Below are 17416 nucleotides of genomic sequence, written 5' to 3'. Positions count from 1 at the left end.
GATTTGCGCCCCGTTTCCCGACATGCATTCGCGGTAATCATGGCAGGAACCGGCCGGGCACGAGAGGCCACTCACCGCGTGCTTGGGCCAGCTGGCAGGCGGCGGGCGCCGAGCCACTCGCTATCCGCCTGCACGGGAGAGGAAACATGGACGACTGGCTGACCGTGAAGGTCATCAAGCAGATTCTCGAGATGTTCGGCTCCAGCATCCTGGTGCTGATCGTGCTGAACAGCGATTGGCTGGGGCCGCTGTCACTGCGGCTGATTCAGATGCTGCAGTTGGTCATCGCGCAGTTGCGCGGCGGCGGCGATGCGGGACGGGCCGACATGGGAAGGCGCCGGCGCATGGCCACCATGAGCGGCGAAGTGAAGGCGCTTTTCGAGCGCCTCCTGGCGCTGGAGCGCGGCAAGGGCCTGCTGCTGGCCAAGGGCCTGGGCGTCCTGCAGGCCATCGCGGGCGGCGCGCGACAACTGGTGGGGGTCTAAGCCATGGCTGCCGATGACATCAATGCAATCGTGGTCGATTTCCAGAGTGCTCTGGCCAAATCGACCGAATTTCACAAGAACGGCAAGAAGGTTCTGGCCGAGCTGCAGACACTCAAGAAGAGCATTGACGGCTACAAGCTCGCCGGCCCTGACCTGAAGAAGAAGGGTTGGCTGAAGTCCTGTGAGACCTTGGGCGCCGACAAGACCGTGCTGCAGGCGCTGAAGACGGTTGAGACCAAGAACAGCCGTGCCAGTTGTGAGGCGGCCTACAAGCTGATGAAGGACGACAAGAAGCTCAAGAAGGTGGCCGACGAGATCCAGGCGGTGCTTCGGGCCGATGAGAAGCTCGCGCAAGGTCTGTCAAAGGCGCTGGGCGACGCGAAGGTGCTGGCCAGCGACTCGCAAAAGCTCAAGGCCGCCTCCCACGACATCCCGGCGATGTACACGAAATATGCGAAGGAGATCGCCCAACTCGCGAAGGAGCTGCGGGACGACAAGGGCTGAGCGCCGCCGCGGCGACCTGCCCCACCAAGGAAAAGCAGGGCGGCAAGGCAGACGACTCTTGTGGCCCGTGACACCGGGCCCCCACGGCGTGACCCTCGTTCAATAACCCCCTAACTATGCTGTGCATAGTCACGTCTGCCCTTGCATGGAATCGCCGTCTACACTTCCCTCACGATGTCACGCCTGCCTGGTCTGGCCCAGCACTGGGCCATCGTCAGCCGACTGCTTGACGAGGCATTGGCCCTTCCTGCGGAGGCACGCGCTGCGTGGCTCGACGCCTTGGAAGGCGACGCCCGCCAGCATCGCGAAACGCTGATGGCGCTGCTCAAGACGCAGGCGGGGCTGGACACCGACGATTTCCTTGAGACGCTGCCGCCGGGCGGCGCGGCGATTCTCGGCGCCTCTGGACTTGAGCCTCGTGCGGGTGAGCAGATCGGCCCTTACCGGCTGATCAGGGAATTGGGTCGTGGAGGCATGGCGCTGGTCTGGCTGGCGGAACGCAACGACGGCGTGGCGGCGCGGCGTGTCGCGCTCAAGCTCCCGCGCCTGGCCTGGGGACAGGCGTTTTCCGAGCGACTGGCAAGAGAGCGGGAGATCCTGGCCGGACTGGAGCACGAGCACATCGCGAGGCTGTACGACGCCGGCACGGACTCGCAGGGGCGACCTTTCATCTCGATGCAGTACGTCGAGGGGGAACCGATCGACGCCTATTGCCGGCGCCATGCGCTTTCACCTGCCGAGCGCATCGGGCTCTTGCTGCAAGCCATGTCCGCGGTGGCTCACGCCCATGGCCGGTTGGTGGTGCACCGCGATCTGAAGCCGGGCAATGTTCTGGTGGACGACCAGCGGCGCGTGACGCTGCTGGACTTCGGCGTCGCGAAGCTCCTGGACGACGGGCTCGCCGGCTCAACGGCGCTGACTCAGCTTTCCGGGCGCGCGCTGACGCCGGATTACGCCAGCCCGGAGCAGATCCGCGGCGAGCCGCTCGGCACCGCGAGCGATGTCTACAGCCTGGGCGTACTGGCCTATGAATTGCTAGCCGGTACCAAACCGTACCGGTTGACGCGCGGTACGGCGGCTGAGCTCGAAGAGGCGATCACCACGGCCGACCCGCCTCGCGCCAGCGACGCCGCGGCCACGCCGCTCCTGAAGAAGGCCTTGCGCGGCGACTTGGATGCCATCCTCTCGCGAGCGCTCAAGAAGGAAGTGGCCGACCGGTATCCGAGCGTGGATGCTTTCGCGCAGGATTTGCAGCGCCACCTCCGTGGTGAGCCCGTGCTGGCCCGGCCCGACAGCCGGGCCTACCGCCTCGCCAAATTCGTCGGCCGCCACCGGTTGGCCGTGGCGCTGGGATCTGCGGCGACGCTGTCGCTGCTCGCGGGTGGCGTGCTGACCGCCTGGCAGGCGCACCAGGCCCGCGAGCAGGAGCAACGGGCGTCAGCCGAGGTGCTACGGCAGCGGGCGACGCAGGATCTGTACATCGAGACGCTGTCGCGGCTCTCGGTGTTGGCAGCCGAGGAACCCCAGGCGCTGACACGGCCTGGCGCAGTGACGTCGGTACTGCTGGAAAAGCTGCACGCGTTGGCACCGAGCGTCGCCGACCGTCCCGACGCCCGCGGTGCGCAGCTTGAAGCGGTGATGGTGCAACTGAACTACGACCACCGCTTCAAAGAGTCGCTTGCCGTCGGCCAGGAGTACCTGGCCCTGCTGAAGGAGCATGGCGCGCCGCCCTCGCAGGTCATCAACGCCTTTGCCTCGCTGGGGCGCACGCTGTTCCAGTTGGGGCGGCTCGACGAGAGCGAGGCGATGCGCCGCGCCGGCCTCGCATGGATGCCAGACGCGCACGACCGTGAGACTGAATTGCTGCGCATGACCATCGCCGCCGACCTCGGCGGCCTGCTGACCAACCGCGGCCGGCGCGAGGAGGCACTGTCAGTCCTCACTCAGGCGGACCAGTTGGCAACGAAGTACGGCGGTGCCCAGCACCTGCGCTACGAGTCGCTGATGCGACTCGGGATGTTCTATCTCGGCTTCGACGACACACGGGCACTGCAGCTGCTTCGGCAGGCCCGCGTCGAGCTGCGCGCCAACGGTGCTGCAGATGAGGACACCGTCGCACAGATGGAGTGGCAGCTCGGCGATGCGCTGCTTGCGAACGGCCTGACGTCCGAGGCCGAAGCGGCAATGCAGGCGTCGCTGGCCAGCTATCGTCGCGCCTACGGGCGAGAGAGTCGCAGCGCCGTTCGGGCGTTCGGACGCAGCGTTGCAGTCACCGCACGGCTGGACCCTGCCCGCGCCGAAACGCTGATTGCGGAGGAGCGTGAGGCGCTTGTCCGGCAGTCGGGCGCGCTGTCCGTCCAGTCCGACGGCCTGTTGCGGGCGCGAGAATTCGAAGCCGCCTGGCTGAGCGGCGATGTGAAGAAGTCGCACTCATTTGCCCTGCCAGATGAGTCGGCGCTCAAGTCGCCCGCCGCGGTGCGCGAGAACGAGGCGCTGATCCTGCTGGCGGCCCAGGCCGCCGTGCAGGATGGGAGGGCCCAGGCGGCGCAGCGGCCACTGGAACTCCTGCTGACGCATTGGCCCGACGGGCATACGCCCAAGCGCACGCGCCTGCGCATGGAACAGGTGATGGCCGAAGCTCAGCTGGCCGCTGGCGCGCCTGCCGACGCACAACGGACGGCTCAAGTGCTGGCCACCATGATCGAAACCGCTCACGGCACCGCGAGTCCGAGCTACAGGGCCGCGCTGTCCGTCGTGGCACTGGCCGCTGCACAGGCCGGCGATTCGAAAGCCGCGAGCCAGGCGCTCGCCGTCATTGCGCCCTTGCCACGGCCGCCGTTTCCGTCTGCGGCGGAGCGAGCCGACACGGAACTTCGGCGCGCCGAGGCGCTGCGCCTGCTGGGCCGCGCTGAGGAAGCTGCGGCCATTGCCCGTGAAGTGCTGCCCACCCTGCGAGCCCAGGATCCACTCAGCCCGCGGTTGGCACTCGCCCGCCGACTCGGCGCGCTGAGCCGCTCCGACGCCTCGCCCGACGTCAGCCGCAGCACAGGCCAGGACAAGCGCGGCGGCGCAACCTGAACAGGTGGGGGACGTGTGCAACCCGTGAGGCATTAGGAACCACGGTGCTCATGCGAACGGCCTGTTTCAGCAGCGTGCGCCTGGCGAGCTTGACTTCGATGGCGGCGATGGCCATCTAGAGGGATGTCCGCGTCGTTGTCGTTTGCATTCTGGAAGCCATCGCAGACGAGATGACCGGTCCGGCGCCCACTTCAGCGTAGCGACCTAATGGCCACGACACGCGGCCCACTCGACGGGCCTGCCTGACGCTGAATTTCTGCAGGAAATCAGCACGTGATCCAGGCCTGACGGCTTCTAAATTGACCTCATGAAGGCCCGGCTGGCCCTGAAAGAACAGTGCCAGCCGAGCCGACCGTGATGAGGTCATACGCCATGAAGCCAAACAGGACACCGGACCCGGCAACGCATGAAGCCGCGGCAGTACGCGCCGATCCAGGCATGCGCAGACTCCGCCTCGCTGGCGCATTCGCGGCCACCGTAGGGATCCTGGGTTCACCCCTTGCCCATAGCGCTGACGGATGTCTGGTTCTGCTCTGCCTCGCGGCCCCGAGCTGGCGAGCCATTCCGCAATGCGTGCCGCCCGTCAGGCAGCTGCTGCGCGACCTGGCCAAGGGAAGGCCCTTCCCGACTTGTGCCATGGGCGGCACCGGCAACTCCGCCGAGCATCAATGGTCGGCCGCGCCGACCAATTGCCCACCGCAGTACACGAGGACGATCGACGGGCCGAGCGGCCCCATCTATCGATGCGACTACAGCGGCTCGATCTCGGTCACGGTGAACGGCCGGCTCTTCACGAAGACTTGGTGGGGTGATTCCGGAGACTCGGTGACCCAGTTCACCGAGTCGGCGAAGGCGACCCTCGGCCGGTGGGATACGAGATTCGACGACGAATACACCGACTGGCTCGCCAGGCAGGCGGCCGGGACGATTCCGGACTGAGCGCGCCATGGACGCATCGGCATTCCTCGCCCTCGCCTTGAAGTGCGCGCCGGCGATTCATACCCAAACCGCGCGGGCCCTGGTTCAGGTCGAGAGTGGATTCAATCCCTGGGCCATCGGCGTCGTCGGAGGGCGCCTGCTTCGGCAGCCAAGAACGCAGGCTGAGGCACTCGCGACAGCACGCGCCTTGCGAACCGGGGGGTGGAACTTCAGCGTGGGCCTTGCACAGATCAACTTGCTCAACCTCCACCGGCTGGGTCTGACGCTGGAGACGGCATTCGAGCCTTGCACCAATCTCGGTGCGATGCAGGCCATCTTGGACGAATGCTTCCAACGCGCCACCGCCACCGGGCTCACGTCGCGACGCGCGCTCGGCGCGGCGCTCTCCTGCTACTACAGCGGCGACTTCGAAACCGGTTTCCGTCACGGCTATGTGCTGAGGGTCGCGATGACCGCCTCCGCAGGCCGAGTTTCCACCACGTCATCAAGGAGCTGACATGAACCGCATTGCGCAAATCAAGAGTCTGGTGTTCCCGTTGCGACCGCTCTTGGTCGGACTGGGCTGCCAGATGGCGATCGCTCAGAACTTTGACAAGATCAACCAGACGACGAACAACGTCGTGGCGATCCTGGTCACGATCGCGGTCGCGGTCGTCACGGCCGCGATCATGTGGGCCGGCTTCAAGATGATCTTCCAGGCCGCGCGCCTGGCTGACGTCGCCAACATCCTGTTCGGCGGCACGCTGATCGGCGGTGCCAGCGGGTTCGCTGCCTACATCGTCTCCTGAGGGACGGGGACCATGCTTGCAGAGGCGATCTACAAGGGCGCGACCCGGCCGGCCATGAAGCTGGGAGTGCCGCTGGTGCCGCTCGTCCTCCTCGTCGGCGCCGGGATGCTGCTGGCCATCTGGGGCGGCGTGTTCCTGAGCTGGTCGGTCGCCGTGGCCGCCATCGGCGGGATCGGACCGGTGCTGCTATGGATGCGGGTGGTCACCGCCTCGGATGACCAGCGCTTGCGGCAGATGTTCCTCGCCCTGCGGTTGCGACTGCGCGATCGCAATCACGAACTCTGGCAGTGCCGCAGCTATTCGCCCAACACGTTCGGAAAGGCTCGCGATGCTCGGCATGTCTAGCAAGAAGGGCCGCCCCGGATGTCGGTCCACGGGCTCAGGGCCCATGCCTCGCTTCTGGTCGCTCGCCATGAACGAGAACCCCTTGGGAGCCTTCGTTCCCTTCTCTTCGATGGTGAGCGCACACGACGTCATCACACGCGGCGGGGACTATCTGAGGGTGTGGGCCCTGGACGGCGTCAGCTTCGAGAGCGCTGACGAGCGGCTGATCGTCGAGCGGCACGAATCGCTGTGCAGCCTGCTGCGCAACCTCTCCGGCGGGCAATGGGCGGTCTGGACTCACCGCCTGCACCGTTTGGTCGAAGATGCGCTGGACCACCCTCCCCAGGCGGGCTTCGCGCGGGACCTTTCCGAGGCGTATCAGGCCAAGCTCGGCGAGCGGCGGATGATGAGCAACGAGATCTACCTCACCCTGGTCTACCGCCCCAGAGCATCCGCGGTCCATGGGGTACTCGGGACAAGGCCGCGTACACGGGAGGCGATCGCCGATGCGCAGGCCGATGCCATCCGGGTGATGGAGGAGCGTTCAGCCCTGGTCGCTCGCGTCCTGCGCAGCTTCGGACCGCGGTTGCTCGGCAGCCGTACGCAGGACCAGCGGCGCTATTCAGAGGTGGCGGAGTTCCTCGGCTACCTCGTGAACGGGTCCTGGCGTCCGGTACCGATGGCGGCCGGCCCGCTGTACCGGACGCTGCCGTCCGTTCGACTGGGCTTCAGCGGCGACAAGCTCGAGTTGAGGTCGGGAGACCACCGCCGCTACGCGGCCCTGGTCGACATCAAGGAGTATGCCGACGCGGTCGAGCCGGGCGTCCTGGACTCGCTGCTCTACGAGGAGACCGAGTTCATCGAGACCCAAAGCCTGTCCATCCTTCCCCGACGCGACGCGATGCGGGCGCTGGAGCTCCAACGCGATCAACTGATCGCCAGCGACGATGTGGTCGCCACCCAGATCGCCGACATGGACGCGGCCCTGAACGACCTCGGGGATGGGCAGTTCTGCATGGGCGAATACCACTATTCGCTCATCGTCTTCGGCAGGGATGCAGGCGACGCCGGGTCCCGGGCCGCGAGGGCCATCGGCGCCATCAGCGAGACCTCGAGTCTCCAACTTGCCCCCGTGGATCTGGTCGCGGATGCCGCATGGTTCGCGCAGATGCCAGGCAACTGGCGCTGGCGCCCCCGGGAGGCCAAGCTGTCCTCCCGGGCCTTTGCCGCGCTAGCCAGCGCCCACAACTTTCCGCGCGGCAAGCGGGACGGCAATCCCTGGGGCCAGGCCCTGGCCCTGATGCGCACGCCTTCCGGCCAGCCGTTCTATCTGAACCTGCACAGCAGCCCGGTCGACGAGAACTCGGAAGACAAGAAGCTGCCGGGCAACACCTTGATCATCGGATCGACGGGCGTCGGCAAGACGACCCTGGAAATGTTCCTGTTGACGCTGACACGGAAGTGGGACCCGGCACCCCGCCTCGTGCTCTTCGACCTCGACCGCGGGTGCGAGATCGCGATGCGAGCGCTTGGTGGGGTCTACTTCACGATGGAGGCCGGCCAGCCCACCGGCTGCAACCCACTGCAGTGGGAGCCAACGCCCGCCAGGATTCAGTTCTGGGAGCAATGGGTACGCACCTGCGTCGCGACGCCGGCCATGCCCCTGTTGCCCGCAGACGAACGAGCCATCGCCGACGCCCTCAAGGCCGTCGCCAGCCTGCCTGCCCCGTTGCGCCGACTGTCCACCGTTCGCCAGAACCTGCCGAAGTCGGGACAGAACAGCCTGCACGACCGCTTGGGCCGCTGGTGCGAAGGAGGTGCGCTCGGCTGGGTTTTCGACGAGGGGGATGACCGGCTGCGCGAGCTGGACTCGGCGCCGGTGATCGCCTTCGACACCACCGAGTTCCTCGAACTCCCTGAGGTTCGCACGCCCGTCATGATGTACCTCTTGCAGGTGATGGAAGAGCTGGTCGACGGCAGCCGCCTCATCTACGTCATCTCCGAGTTCTGGAAGGCCCTGGATCACGAGGTCTTCAGCGATTTCTCCAAGCAAAGGCAAAAGACGATCCGCAAGCACAACGGCCTGGGGATCTTCGATACCCAGAGCCCGTCCGACGTCCTCAGGCATCCCATCGGCCGCACCATGGTCGAGCAAAGCGTCACCAAGATCTTTCTTGCCAACCCGGAAGCGGTGCGGGAGGAGTATGTCGAGGGCTTCGGCCTCAGCGAGGCGGAGTTCGACATTGTCAGAAGCCTGGGTTCGCAGGGTGGCCGACGCTTCCTGGTGAAGCAGGGGCACGGCAGCGCGATCTGCGAGCTCGACCTGGCCGGTCTCGACGACTACGTCACGGTGCTCTCCGGCACGGCCGACAACGTCGCGCTGCTGGATTCCCTACGTCAACGGCTCGGCGACGAGCCGCGGCGGTGGCTCCCCGAACTTCAGAAGGCGGTCCGCGATCGCCGGCTCAGCAGTCAAAGGAGAAGCGCATGACTTCGACGGCAAACACGACGGCTCATACGTTGGCGGTCCGGGCATCGATGGGCCGCGGCCGCCTTGTCCAGGGAAACGACGCGGTCGCCCGGCTGGCCGACGGCATCGTGAGCCCCGACAGCACCGCTCATTAGAAGGAGCCCGCCATGTTCTCCTGGGTCGGATCTCAGCTTGACTCCGCGCTGAACCTCTACGTCGTCGGTGTCGTTCAATCCCTGACGGCCGCGATCGCTCCGGTCGCGGTGACCGCGACGACGCTGTGGATGCTGCTCTACGGCTGGGCGGTTCTTCGGAACGAGGCCCCGGAGACGCTGCCCGTCTTCATCTGGAAGTCCTTCAAGATCGGCCTGGTCCTCGTCTTCTCCTTGCAGTCCGGCTTCTACATCAGCAATGTGTCCGATGCGGCCAATTCGCTCGCAACCGGCATGGCGACGACCTTCCTCGCTCCGAATTCCGCACCGGCAACGATTGACAGCCCGTATGGCGTCCTGGACGGATTCAACGACAAAGCGAGCCAGCTCGTCGTCGATCTCTTGAAGGATGCCGGCATCACCCGGCTGGACCTGGTCTTTGCGGCGGTCGTGACGGCGTTTGGCAATGTCGTATTCCTGTGTCTCGCCCTGTTCGTCGTCACGCTGGCAAAGATCTTCCTGACGTTCTCGATAGCCGTCGGGCCGCTGTTCATCTTCTGCCTCGCCTGGCGCCCGACGGCAAGATTCTTCGACAGCTGGCTGTCCATGGTCGTCAACGCCGTCGTCCTCACCTGGTTCGCCTTCTTCGCACTCGGCCTGAGTTGCTTCATGGGCGACACCCTGGTGCAGGCCATCCACGACCAGGGTGGCTTTCTGGGGCCGACGTTCAATGCGGTGGCGGAGTCCATCAAGTACTGCGTCGTGATGATCTTGATGGCGATCCTGTGCTTCCAGGCGCCCAGCCTCGCCTCGGCGCTCGCTGGCGGCACGGCGATTCAGCAGGGTGTCCAGATGGTCCAGAACGTCCTGATGGCGTCGCGCTTTCGCTCATCAGGACGCCACCAGCCCCCGCTAGCCGCGGCACCGGGTGGCACGGTCCGCGCCGGTACCGGCCTTCCCTATGCGGCGGGTCGCCTCGTGGCCGGCATGACGGCGGGGGCCGCTGCCGTTCGGCCGGGCACCGAGCCGGCGAAGGTACCTGCCTACAAGCAGGCGGCACAGCGGGCCAGGTCCTGACGGACTCGTACAAGGAGATGTCCATGACCACCTTCCAAAGACTCTGTGCGGTCCTGATCGCCGCCGCTGGCGTCGGGAATGCCGCCGCTCAGGGCATTCCCGTCATCGACGTCGCCAACCTGGTCCAGACGGTCCAGCAGGTCGTGAACGGCATCACCGAGATCAACAACCAGGTCCAGCAGATCGCCCAGATGCAGGCGCAGCTGAACAGCATGAACGGCATGCGCAACCTGGGCAACGTCTTCAACGACCCGTCGCTGCTGAATTACGTGCCGCCCAAGGCGTTCGTCCTATTGAACGCTCCCGACTCGAGCGGGTACGCCGGCCTGACCCCCACGGCGAAGACCTTGCGGAATGCCGGCATGGTCTACAACTGCATGGACATGGGCGGCGGCGCGCGCCTGGATTGCCAGGCGCGTCTCGCCCGGCCCTACCAGCACAAGGCGATGCTGCAGGACGCGATGACGGCCGCTGCCGGCAGGCTGAGCCAGATTCACTCTCTCATGGCCATGGTCAACGCAACGACGGATCAGAAGGCCATTCAGGAGATCACGGCGCGCATCGGGGCGGAAAACGCGCTGCTCGCCCACGAGATGTCCCAGATCCAGATGCTGCAGGGCGTGGCGGAAAGCGATGAGCGCATCGCGCGCTCGCGGGACCGCGAGCGTCAGTACGAAATGCTCAATCGCACGGGCAAGGTTTCGGACTACCTGCACTGAGGACGTCCGGCCACAGACGATTCGAGAGGTATCCCATGAATGCCGTCCTGAAGACAGGCAGAGCTGCCGCATTGCCTACGCATCCGTCCGAGGACGCCGGCGCCGAAGAGGACGCGGCGATGCTGGGTGCAAACCGCGCCTGGGAACTGGACCGAGCCGAGATGCTCCAGCGGTCCGAGCGGCATGCCTGGCAGATCGCAGCGGCGGCCTTTGCCGCCGCGCTCCTTGGCGTCGGGGCGGTGTTCGTCCAGGGACCCTTGCGACGCATCGTTGAAGTTCCCATCGTCGTGGACCGCGTCACCGGCGAGACCACGATCCAACAGCGATTGAGCGTCGAGACCGTCCCTGCCATGGACTCGATGGACAAGCACAACGTAGCGACCTTCGTACGGGCCCGTGAGGGATACAGCTGGTCCTTCCTCCAACGCGACTTCGACCAGGTCGCACGCATGGCGGTGCCCGCCGTGTTTGCCGCGTACAGCCGCCAGTTCGAAGGTCCGGATGCCTTGCAAAAGAAGATCGGGGCGACGGAGGAGCGCCGCATCAACGTGATCAGCGTCCGCCTGCCCGCCACCGGCCGGGCCGGCAACCACGGCGAAGCGACCGTCACCTACGAGAAGCTTGTCCGCCTCACGGATCGCAATCTCCCAGAGACCCGGACGCGCCACACCGCGACGCTGATCTTCGAGTACCAGCCCAGGGCCCTGACGAAAGAGAGCGACCGCTTGGACAACCCTTTCGGGTTCGTCGTGACCGCCTATCGATCCGACCCTGAGATCAATACCGCCACGGTGGAGGCCAAGCCATGAGGACGGGTCACTGGATGCCCTGGACCGGCGTGGCCTTCGCGCTCACGATGCCGGCCACCTTGCCTGCCGCCCCGGACTCGCGACTGCGCGAAGTCCCCTACGACGCGGGCGCCATCATCACCGTGCCGGTCAAGCGCGGTGCGGTCACGCTGGTATTGCTTGGAGCGGACGAAGCGATTTCCGAGGTGGCGGCCGGTCTCGGCAGTGACTGCGCCAAGCCGGAGGCATCGTGGTGCGTCGCAGCGCAGGCTGGTGGTCGCACTCTTTTCGTCAAGCCGAAGAGCACGGCGAGCGCCGCCAACAACCTGGCGGTCGTCACCGACCGGCGCGTCCACAACCTGCAGTTCATCGTGCTGAACGACGGCGACCCGCGCCCGCCGGTGTATCGATTGGTCGTGCGCCCACCAGCGCCGCCACCTTCTGCCCCCGCCCCAACGCCCGGGCTCGTGCCCGTGCTGCCCGTGCTGCCGGCGGCTCCGCATCCTCCGACTGTCGAGCAGGTCGTGGCCGAGCGGCTGCAGGCCAAGCCGGGAGTCTCGAACACCCGGTACTCGCTGGCCACGGGGGCAGGTTCCGAGGACATCGTTCCAAGTCTGGTCTTCGATGACGGCCGCTTCACCTATCTGCAGTTCCGCGGCAACCGCGAGATCCCGGCGGTGTTCCAGGTGCTGGAAGACGACAGCGAGACGCTGGTCAACACCCGGATGGAGGACGAGCTGCTGGTCGTCGATCGCGTGAGTCGCCGGCTGGTGCTCCGCTCCGGCTCGGCGGTCGTGGGTCTCTGGAACGACGCCTTCGACGGGGACGGTGCGCCGCCCGAACGGGGCACGACCGTGCCAGGCCTGCGTCGTGTCATCAAGCCGTCTCGACCCGCACCGGCCCGCTCGCAGGAGGACACCCCATGACGGACACAGTGCAGCCCGACACGCGGGATCCCTCAGAAGGGACAGACTCCGGCGGAGCCGCCCCCGCGGCCTCGCCGACTCGCGGCAAGCGGCGTATTCCGAGCATCGCGGCGCTGTGGCGCTCGGCATGTTCATGGTGTGGGAAGCGATGGCTCACCGTGTCCATCGCTGCGGTCATTGCCATCCCGGTCAGCACTTACGCGATCTTTGGTGCCTTCGGTCGCGGGAGCCGCTCCGGCAGCGACGAAACCCCTCTTGGCCGAAACCGGCCGCTTGCCGCGAGCATGGAACCCCACAGGCTCGACATGGCGCGCCCTGCAGCGCCGCCGGCCTCCGGCATCGGAGAGCCCCGGGTGCCGGCCATCGGCATGATGGACGAGGGCGAGGCGGAGCCCATTGGCGTGCGGCGCAGCGGCACCGGCTCGTCCGTGGCGACCGGACCGGCCGCACCTCGGCCCGAGGACGCGCCGGTGCTGCTGGTCGCCACACGTCCCACTCAGGGGCTTGCACCCCATCCGTCCATCACGCCCCAGGATGCGGGGCTTGGACAGGCGCGGACGCCTCCCATCGATGCGGACCCATCCGATCCGATGGCCGCGACGACGCGCAATCTTCAGGCCTACCAGCGGCAGCTGGCAGGGTTGCTGGAGAAGTTGACGCAGTCTGCCCCGCTTGCCGGGCCCTTGGGTGGCGAGGTGCCGTCGTCGACCGCGGACGCCGGCCTGCGACGGAACGGCGTACCGGCCGACAACCCGGTCGGTCCGCTGAAGGCCTCGGCGACGCCACGTGTCGTGGCAGGGTTGCTGGGGAACCGGAGCCTGACCCTTGCCAAGGGCACGGCTTTCACCTGTGCCCTGAAGACGCGCGTCATCAGTGCGACCTCGGGCCTGGTGGGATGCCAGGTTCAGCGCCATGTGTTCAGCGACGACGGTCGGGTGCTGCTGATCGAGCGCGGCTCCCACCTCGACGGTGAGTACCGGGTCACCGGCCTGCGTCCTGGGTCCGTTCGCATCCCCGTTCTCTGGACCCGCATCAGGACACCGCATGGCGTGACCGTGGACATCGATTCACCGGCCACCGGCAAGCTGGGCGAGTCCGGCATCGAGGGCCATGTCGACAACCGCTGGACCGAGAGGATCGGCGCGGCGATGCTGTTGTCGCTCATCGACGATTCGGTCAAGCTCGTCATCGAGAACCAGTCCCGCGACCGGCAGGCCGACACCATCGTCCTGCCATCGACCACGGCCAACACGAGCAAGCTGGCGGAGAAGGTGCTGGACAGCACCATCAACATACCGCCGTTGATCTACCAGAACCAAGGCGGCATCGTCGGCATCTACGTCGCGCGCGACATCGACTTTTCCGGAATCTATGCGCTGGTGCCGGAGACGGATGCCGACGCGGGGGAATCCCGGTGAGCGCCGACCAGGAGGAGCGCTCGACGGCCTGTTGGCGGGGCGATGCCACCTCGGTGTTGGAGTTCATCCGGCCGCTGCGGGAGCACCTGGACGAAGCCGGCGTGACCGAGGTCTGCGTCAACCGGCCCGGTGAACTGCATGTCGAAACGGCGATGGGTTGGCGCGTCGTGATCGCACCGGAGATGACCTACGAACGATGCATGTCCCTGGCCACCGCCGTGGCGACCTTCTGCGATCAGCGCGTCAACCAGGAGACGCCGCTGCTGTCGGCCACCCTGCCGACCGATGAGCGCGTGCAGTTCGCGATTCCCCCGGCGGTCTCCCGCGGGTGCGTCTCCATCACGCTGAGAAAGCCGGCACGGACGATCAGGCGTTTGGCCGAATTCGAGCAGGAAGGCCTGTTCTCGCGCACCCAAGCCGTCACGGCTGGCGATGACGAGCCGGATCGGGCGGAGCAGGAGCTGCTGGAGTTGCACCGGCAAGGGCGATTTGCGCAGTTCCTCAGGCAGGCTATCCGCCGTCGCCAGACGATGGTGATCAGCGGCCGTACCGGCTCCGGCAAGACCACCTTCATGAAGGGCCTGGTCGAAGAAGTGCCGCGCGACGAGCGCCTGATCACGATCCAGGACGCCGCCGAGCTGACCCTCCCCCATCACCCCAATGCGGTCCATCTGTTCTACAGCAAGGACCAGCAGGGCACGGCCAAGGTCACGGCGAAGTCGCTGCTGGAAGCCTGCCTGCGCATGCGACCCGACAGGATCTTTCTGGCGGAGGTGAGGGGGGACGAGTGCTTCCACTTCGTGCGGCTGGCGGCCTCGGGGCACCCAGGCAGCCTCACCAGCGTGCATGCGGGGAGCTGTGCCCTGGCCTTCGAGCAGCTCGCCTTGATGATCCGAGAAAGCGGAGCAGGCGGCGGCCTGACGATGGAGGAGATCAGGCGCCTGCTCGATCTGGTCGTGGACGTCGTCGTCCAGCTGGACCGTGACGAAGGCGGGCGCTACATCGCACAGATCCAGTATGAACCGAGGTCCAGGCGCGTGGCGCGCTCTCGCGCCGACGGGGGGCACCATGGATGAGCCTGCAGTCAGGACGTTCGCGACGTGGTCGCCGGGCCGGAAGATCGTGGCGGGCCTCTTTGCGCTGGGCGCTCTGGTGCTGTCAGCCGGCGCCGCCTTCTACCTGGCCGGCGTCCTCTTCCTGCTGCTCAACAAGGCGAGCCCGGCACAGGCCCGGTGGGGCAGCATCGTCCACTACTGGAAGCTCTACGGCGACGATCCCCGGCTTCGCAAGAGACTCATCACCGCCATCTCCGTGTCGGGCGCTCTGCAGCTGGCCCTGCCTTCGGCCATGGTCCTGGCGGCTCGCCAGCGCCGAAGTCTCCATGGCGATGCCCGTTTCGCGTCGGCGGCAGAGGTGATGGCGTCGGGGCTCACCGACAGCTCGGAGCCGGGCATATTTGTCGGTCGCTACCGCGGTCGTGACCTGCACCTGCCCGGGCAGCTGTCCGTCATGCTGTCGGCCCCGACGCGCAGCGGCAAGGGCGTGTCCGTGGTCATCCCCAACCTGCTGAACTGGCCCGATTCGGCCGTCGTCCTGGACATCAAGGGGGAGAACTACGACATCACCGCGGGCTGTCGGTCTGCGCGCGGCCAGGAGGTCTATGCCTTCTCCCCGTTCGACCACGACGCGCGCAGCCACCGCTGGAACCCGCTGACGGCGGTTCGAAGCAGCCCGCTGCACCGCGTGGGCGACCTGCTGACGATCGGCCAGGTGTTCTATGCGAACGACGGCAGCGGCACCGCGTCCGAAGGCTTCTTCAATGACCAGGCGCGCAATCTCTTCCTGGCACTCGGACTGCTGCTGCTCGAATCGCCGAACCTGCCGCGAACCATCGGCGAGATGTTGCGCCAGTCGTCCGGGAAAGGCCGGCCGCTGCTCGATCACCTGACCGACTGCATCTCTTCACGCGCCGGGACTTCCGAGGCGCTGTCCGACGAATGCCGTGACGCGCTGCAGCGGCTGCTGTCCAACTCGGACAACACGATGGCCAGCATCGTGGCGACCTTCGTCGCCCCCCTGACGCTGTTCGCCGACGCGATCGTGGATGCGGCGACCAGCTGGGATGACTTCAGACTCGAGAACGTGAGGCGGCGCCGGATGACGGTGTATGTGCGCATCCCGCCGAACCGCCTGGCGGCCGCACGCCCGCTGCTCGATCTCTTCTTTTCCCAACTGGTCAACCTGAACACGCAGTTCCTGCCCTCGCAAGACAGCGCGGCCCCGTTCCAGTGCCTCATCGTCGCCGACGAGTTCGCCGCGCTGGGCCGCGTCCGTGCCATCGTCAATGCCGCTCCCTACCTGGCCGGATACGGCCTGCGCCTGCTCACCGTCATCCAGGCGATGTCGCAGCTCGATGCAATCTATGGCGACCGGCAAGCCCGGACCTTTGCGACCAACCACGGACTGCAGATCCTCTTCGCCCCCCGCGAGCAGCGAGATGCGGACGAATACAGCGCCATGCTTGGCCACTACACGGCGCGCGCCACCTCGCACGGCCGCAGCCGGTCCTCCGGCGTTCTGGGCGACACCAGCGTCAGCACCAATGAAAGCGACCAGCGCCGGGACCTGCTGCTGCCACAAGAGATGAAGGAACTCGGCAGCGAACGGCTCGTCATCATCCTGGAGAACTGCAAACCCATCCTCGCGGAGAAGGTCCGCTATCACCGCGACCCCGCCTTCAAGGCGCGATTGCTGGCCGCACCTGAGGTGCCGCGCATGGACATGGCTCTGCACCTGGCCAAGGTGCATCAGCGCTGGCGCCATGCCGATCCCGAGCTGCCGCCTGGCAAGAAGAAGCTCGACATCGAAGAGCTGGCCAGCAAGCTCAACAAATTGCCCGACTTGATCAAGGCGCCGGTAGGCGAGGCGGCGGAAGGGCTGATTGACGTTGTTGCGGATACCCAGACCGGCCCATCGGCGGGCGGCGCGATCGATGCGGTCGCCGACGCCGAGGGTGTCCTGATCGGTGAGCCCCCCCTGGATCGCGCGCGCCAAGGCGACGCGCAATGGAGCCTCTCATGAAAAGTCGAACTCGGGCCTTCAACGGCCTCATCTGCGCGTTGGCGCTCGCGTCCTGCAGCGCGCCGCCCAAGCCCCCGGTGGTCGACCCAGCCAGCAAGCGACCTGCGAACGTTCCAGCGATCGTCGAGCTGCAGATCTGCCGGAACGACCTGCACGACGCCCGACTGCTGGCGGCGAAGTCGGACCGACTGGCCCAGGCCAACGCGGAAATCCTGGCCCAACTCTCCCAGCGCCAGCAATCGCTGGCGGCTGCCCAGGAGGCGGCTGCCCACCAACGCGAGCCGCGCAATCGCGTGTTCACGGTCCTGTTCGCCTTCGGCAGCGCGGACGTCGCCATCCCCTCTCCCGACGCCCAGGCGCTCGTCGAAGCCGCAAGGCTCGCCGCGCTGGTGCTGCTACGGGGCCGGACGGACGGCAGCGGCGACAGCCTGGTCGAGACGCGGATGGCCCGGGCGAGAGCGGTGGCCGTGCGCGACTACCTGGTCGCAGCCGGTGTCGCGCCGCAACGCATCCGCACGACCTATCAACCGACGGGCGACCACGCCGCCGACAACGAAAGTGCTGCAGGCCGAGCCGTGAACCGTCGGGTCGAAGTCGAGCTCTACCCTGCCCTGCCACTCCCCCTGGGGCCGAGCCAAGCGCGCCGCCCCTGAATTCCATCTCGTCG

16 protein-coding genes are annotated in these 17416 nt (G+C 66.7%); all 16 read left to right on the top strand.

The genetic code is table 11. From position 1 onward, the window contains the following. Window positions 1-146: 146 nt before the first annotated feature. The 16 genes from LXT12_RS13515 to LXT12_RS13440 all read left to right on the top strand — a co-directional run bounded on the left by LXT12_RS13515 (window position 147) and on the right by LXT12_RS13440 (window position 17402). Complete coding sequence (locus LXT12_RS13515; RefSeq protein ID WP_233392713.1) at window positions 147-485, top strand: hypothetical protein; 339 nt, start codon at window positions 147-149, stop codon at window positions 483-485. A gap of 3 nt (window positions 486-488) precedes the next feature. Next, on the top strand, window positions 489-989 hold the full coding sequence (locus tag LXT12_RS13510; protein ID WP_233392712.1) for a hypothetical protein: 501 nt from the start codon (window positions 489-491) through the stop codon (window positions 987-989). Window positions 990-1163: 174 nt separating this feature from the next. Then, window positions 1164-4067, top strand: a complete 2904-nt coding sequence (locus tag LXT12_RS13505; protein WP_233392711.1) for a serine/threonine-protein kinase — start codon at window positions 1164-1166, stop codon at window positions 4065-4067. 438 nt (window positions 4068-4505) lie between these two features. After that, window positions 4506-5006, top strand: a complete 501-nt coding sequence (locus LXT12_RS13500) for a hypothetical protein (RefSeq protein WP_233392710.1) — start codon at window positions 4506-4508, stop codon at window positions 5004-5006. A gap of 7 nt (window positions 5007-5013) precedes the next feature. Further along, window positions 5014-5502 (top strand): lytic transglycosylase domain-containing protein, encoded by a 489-nt coding sequence (locus LXT12_RS13495; protein WP_233392709.1) that lies wholly within the window; start codon window positions 5014-5016, stop codon window positions 5500-5502. Window position 5503: 1 nt separating this feature from the next. Further along, on the top strand, window positions 5504-5794 hold the full coding sequence (locus tag LXT12_RS13490) for a TrbC/VirB2 family protein (protein WP_233392708.1): 291 nt from the start codon (window positions 5504-5506) through the stop codon (window positions 5792-5794). Between the two features lie 12 nt (window positions 5795-5806). Next, complete coding sequence (locus tag LXT12_RS13485) at window positions 5807-6139, top strand: VirB3 family type IV secretion system protein (RefSeq protein WP_233392707.1); 333 nt, start codon at window positions 5807-5809, stop codon at window positions 6137-6139. A gap of 67 nt (window positions 6140-6206) precedes the next feature. Then, entirely contained in the window at window positions 6207-8609 is a 2403-nt protein-coding gene (locus tag LXT12_RS13480; RefSeq protein WP_233392706.1) for a VirB4 family type IV secretion/conjugal transfer ATPase, read from the top strand. 146 nt (window positions 8610-8755) lie between these two features. Continuing rightward, on the top strand, window positions 8756-9817 hold the full coding sequence (locus LXT12_RS13475) for a TrbL/VirB6 family protein (protein ID WP_233392705.1): 1062 nt from the start codon (window positions 8756-8758) through the stop codon (window positions 9815-9817). A gap of 23 nt (window positions 9818-9840) precedes the next feature. Then, complete coding sequence (locus LXT12_RS13470; RefSeq protein WP_233392704.1) at window positions 9841-10536, top strand: TrbJ/VirB5 family protein; 696 nt, start codon at window positions 9841-9843, stop codon at window positions 10534-10536. A 35-nt stretch (window positions 10537-10571) separates the two neighbouring features. Beyond that, the gene (locus LXT12_RS13465; RefSeq protein ID WP_233392703.1) at window positions 10572-11345 is read left to right on the top strand and encodes a VirB8 family type IV secretion system protein; all 774 of its coding nucleotides are present in this window, start codon (window positions 10572-10574) and stop codon (window positions 11343-11345) included. Between the two features lie 14 nt (window positions 11346-11359). Then, window positions 11360-12250, top strand: coding sequence for a TrbG/VirB9 family P-type conjugative transfer protein (locus LXT12_RS13460; RefSeq protein ID WP_233392702.1), 891 nt, complete (start codon window positions 11360-11362; stop codon window positions 12248-12250). 158 nt (window positions 12251-12408) lie between these two features. Beyond that, complete coding sequence (gene virB10, locus LXT12_RS13455; RefSeq protein ID WP_233392701.1) at window positions 12409-13668, top strand: type IV secretion system protein VirB10; 1260 nt, start codon at window positions 12409-12411, stop codon at window positions 13666-13668. After that, window positions 13665-14744, top strand: a complete 1080-nt coding sequence (gene virB11, locus LXT12_RS13450; RefSeq protein ID WP_233392700.1) for a P-type DNA transfer ATPase VirB11 — start codon at window positions 13665-13667, stop codon at window positions 14742-14744. The genes virB10 and virB11 overlap by 4 nt, the downstream gene beginning before the upstream one ends. Beyond that, the gene (locus LXT12_RS13445; protein WP_233392699.1) at window positions 14737-16749 is read left to right on the top strand and encodes a type IV secretory system conjugative DNA transfer family protein; all 2013 of its coding nucleotides are present in this window, start codon (window positions 14737-14739) and stop codon (window positions 16747-16749) included. Before virB11 ends, LXT12_RS13445 begins: the two co-directional genes overlap by 8 nt. Further along, a complete protein-coding gene (locus LXT12_RS13440) occupies window positions 16746-17402 on the top strand; it encodes an OmpA family protein (protein WP_233392698.1) in 657 nt (218 codons plus the stop codon). The genes LXT12_RS13445 and LXT12_RS13440 overlap by 4 nt, the downstream gene beginning before the upstream one ends. The last annotated feature ends 14 nt before the right edge of the window (window positions 17403-17416 follow it).

It is taken from the genome of Pelomonas caseinilytica, from assembly GCF_021353235.1.
Lineage (GTDB): Bacteria > Pseudomonadota > Gammaproteobacteria > Burkholderiales > Burkholderiaceae_C > Pelomonas > Pelomonas caseinilytica.
The sequence above is the reverse complement of the archived record's forward strand: the minus strand, read 5'-3'. Positions and strand labels throughout refer to the sequence as shown.

Excerpts from the sequence above, each read along its gene's own strand:
- LXT12_RS13515 (WP_233392713.1), top strand. The coding sequence starts at position 147 with ATGGACGACTGGCTGACCGTGAAGGTCATCAAGCAGATTCTCGAGATG.
- LXT12_RS13510 (WP_233392712.1), top strand. The coding sequence starts at position 489 with ATGGCTGCCGATGACATCAATGCAATCGTGGTCGATTTCCAGAGTGCT.
- LXT12_RS13505 (WP_233392711.1), top strand. The coding sequence starts at position 1,164 with ATGTCACGCCTGCCTGGTCTGGCCCAGCACTGGGCCATCGTCAGCCGA.
- LXT12_RS13500 (WP_233392710.1), top strand. The coding sequence starts at position 4,506 with ATGCGCAGACTCCGCCTCGCTGGCGCATTCGCGGCCACCGTAGGGATC.
- LXT12_RS13495 (WP_233392709.1), top strand. The coding sequence starts at position 5,014 with ATGGACGCATCGGCATTCCTCGCCCTCGCCTTGAAGTGCGCGCCGGCG.
- LXT12_RS13490 (WP_233392708.1), top strand. The coding sequence starts at position 5,504 with ATGAACCGCATTGCGCAAATCAAGAGTCTGGTGTTCCCGTTGCGACCG.
- LXT12_RS13485 (WP_233392707.1), top strand. The coding sequence starts at position 5,807 with ATGCTTGCAGAGGCGATCTACAAGGGCGCGACCCGGCCGGCCATGAAG.
- LXT12_RS13480 (WP_233392706.1), top strand. The coding sequence starts at position 6,207 with ATGAACGAGAACCCCTTGGGAGCCTTCGTTCCCTTCTCTTCGATGGTG.
- LXT12_RS13475 (WP_233392705.1), top strand. The coding sequence starts at position 8,756 with ATGTTCTCCTGGGTCGGATCTCAGCTTGACTCCGCGCTGAACCTCTAC.
- LXT12_RS13470 (WP_233392704.1), top strand. The coding sequence starts at position 9,841 with ATGACCACCTTCCAAAGACTCTGTGCGGTCCTGATCGCCGCCGCTGGC.
- LXT12_RS13465 (WP_233392703.1), top strand. The coding sequence starts at position 10,572 with ATGAATGCCGTCCTGAAGACAGGCAGAGCTGCCGCATTGCCTACGCAT.
- LXT12_RS13460 (WP_233392702.1), top strand. The coding sequence starts at position 11,360 with ATGCCCTGGACCGGCGTGGCCTTCGCGCTCACGATGCCGGCCACCTTG.
- LXT12_RS13445 (WP_233392699.1), top strand. The coding sequence starts at position 14,737 with ATGGATGAGCCTGCAGTCAGGACGTTCGCGACGTGGTCGCCGGGCCGG.
- LXT12_RS13440 (WP_233392698.1), top strand. The coding sequence starts at position 16,746 with ATGAAAAGTCGAACTCGGGCCTTCAACGGCCTCATCTGCGCGTTGGCG.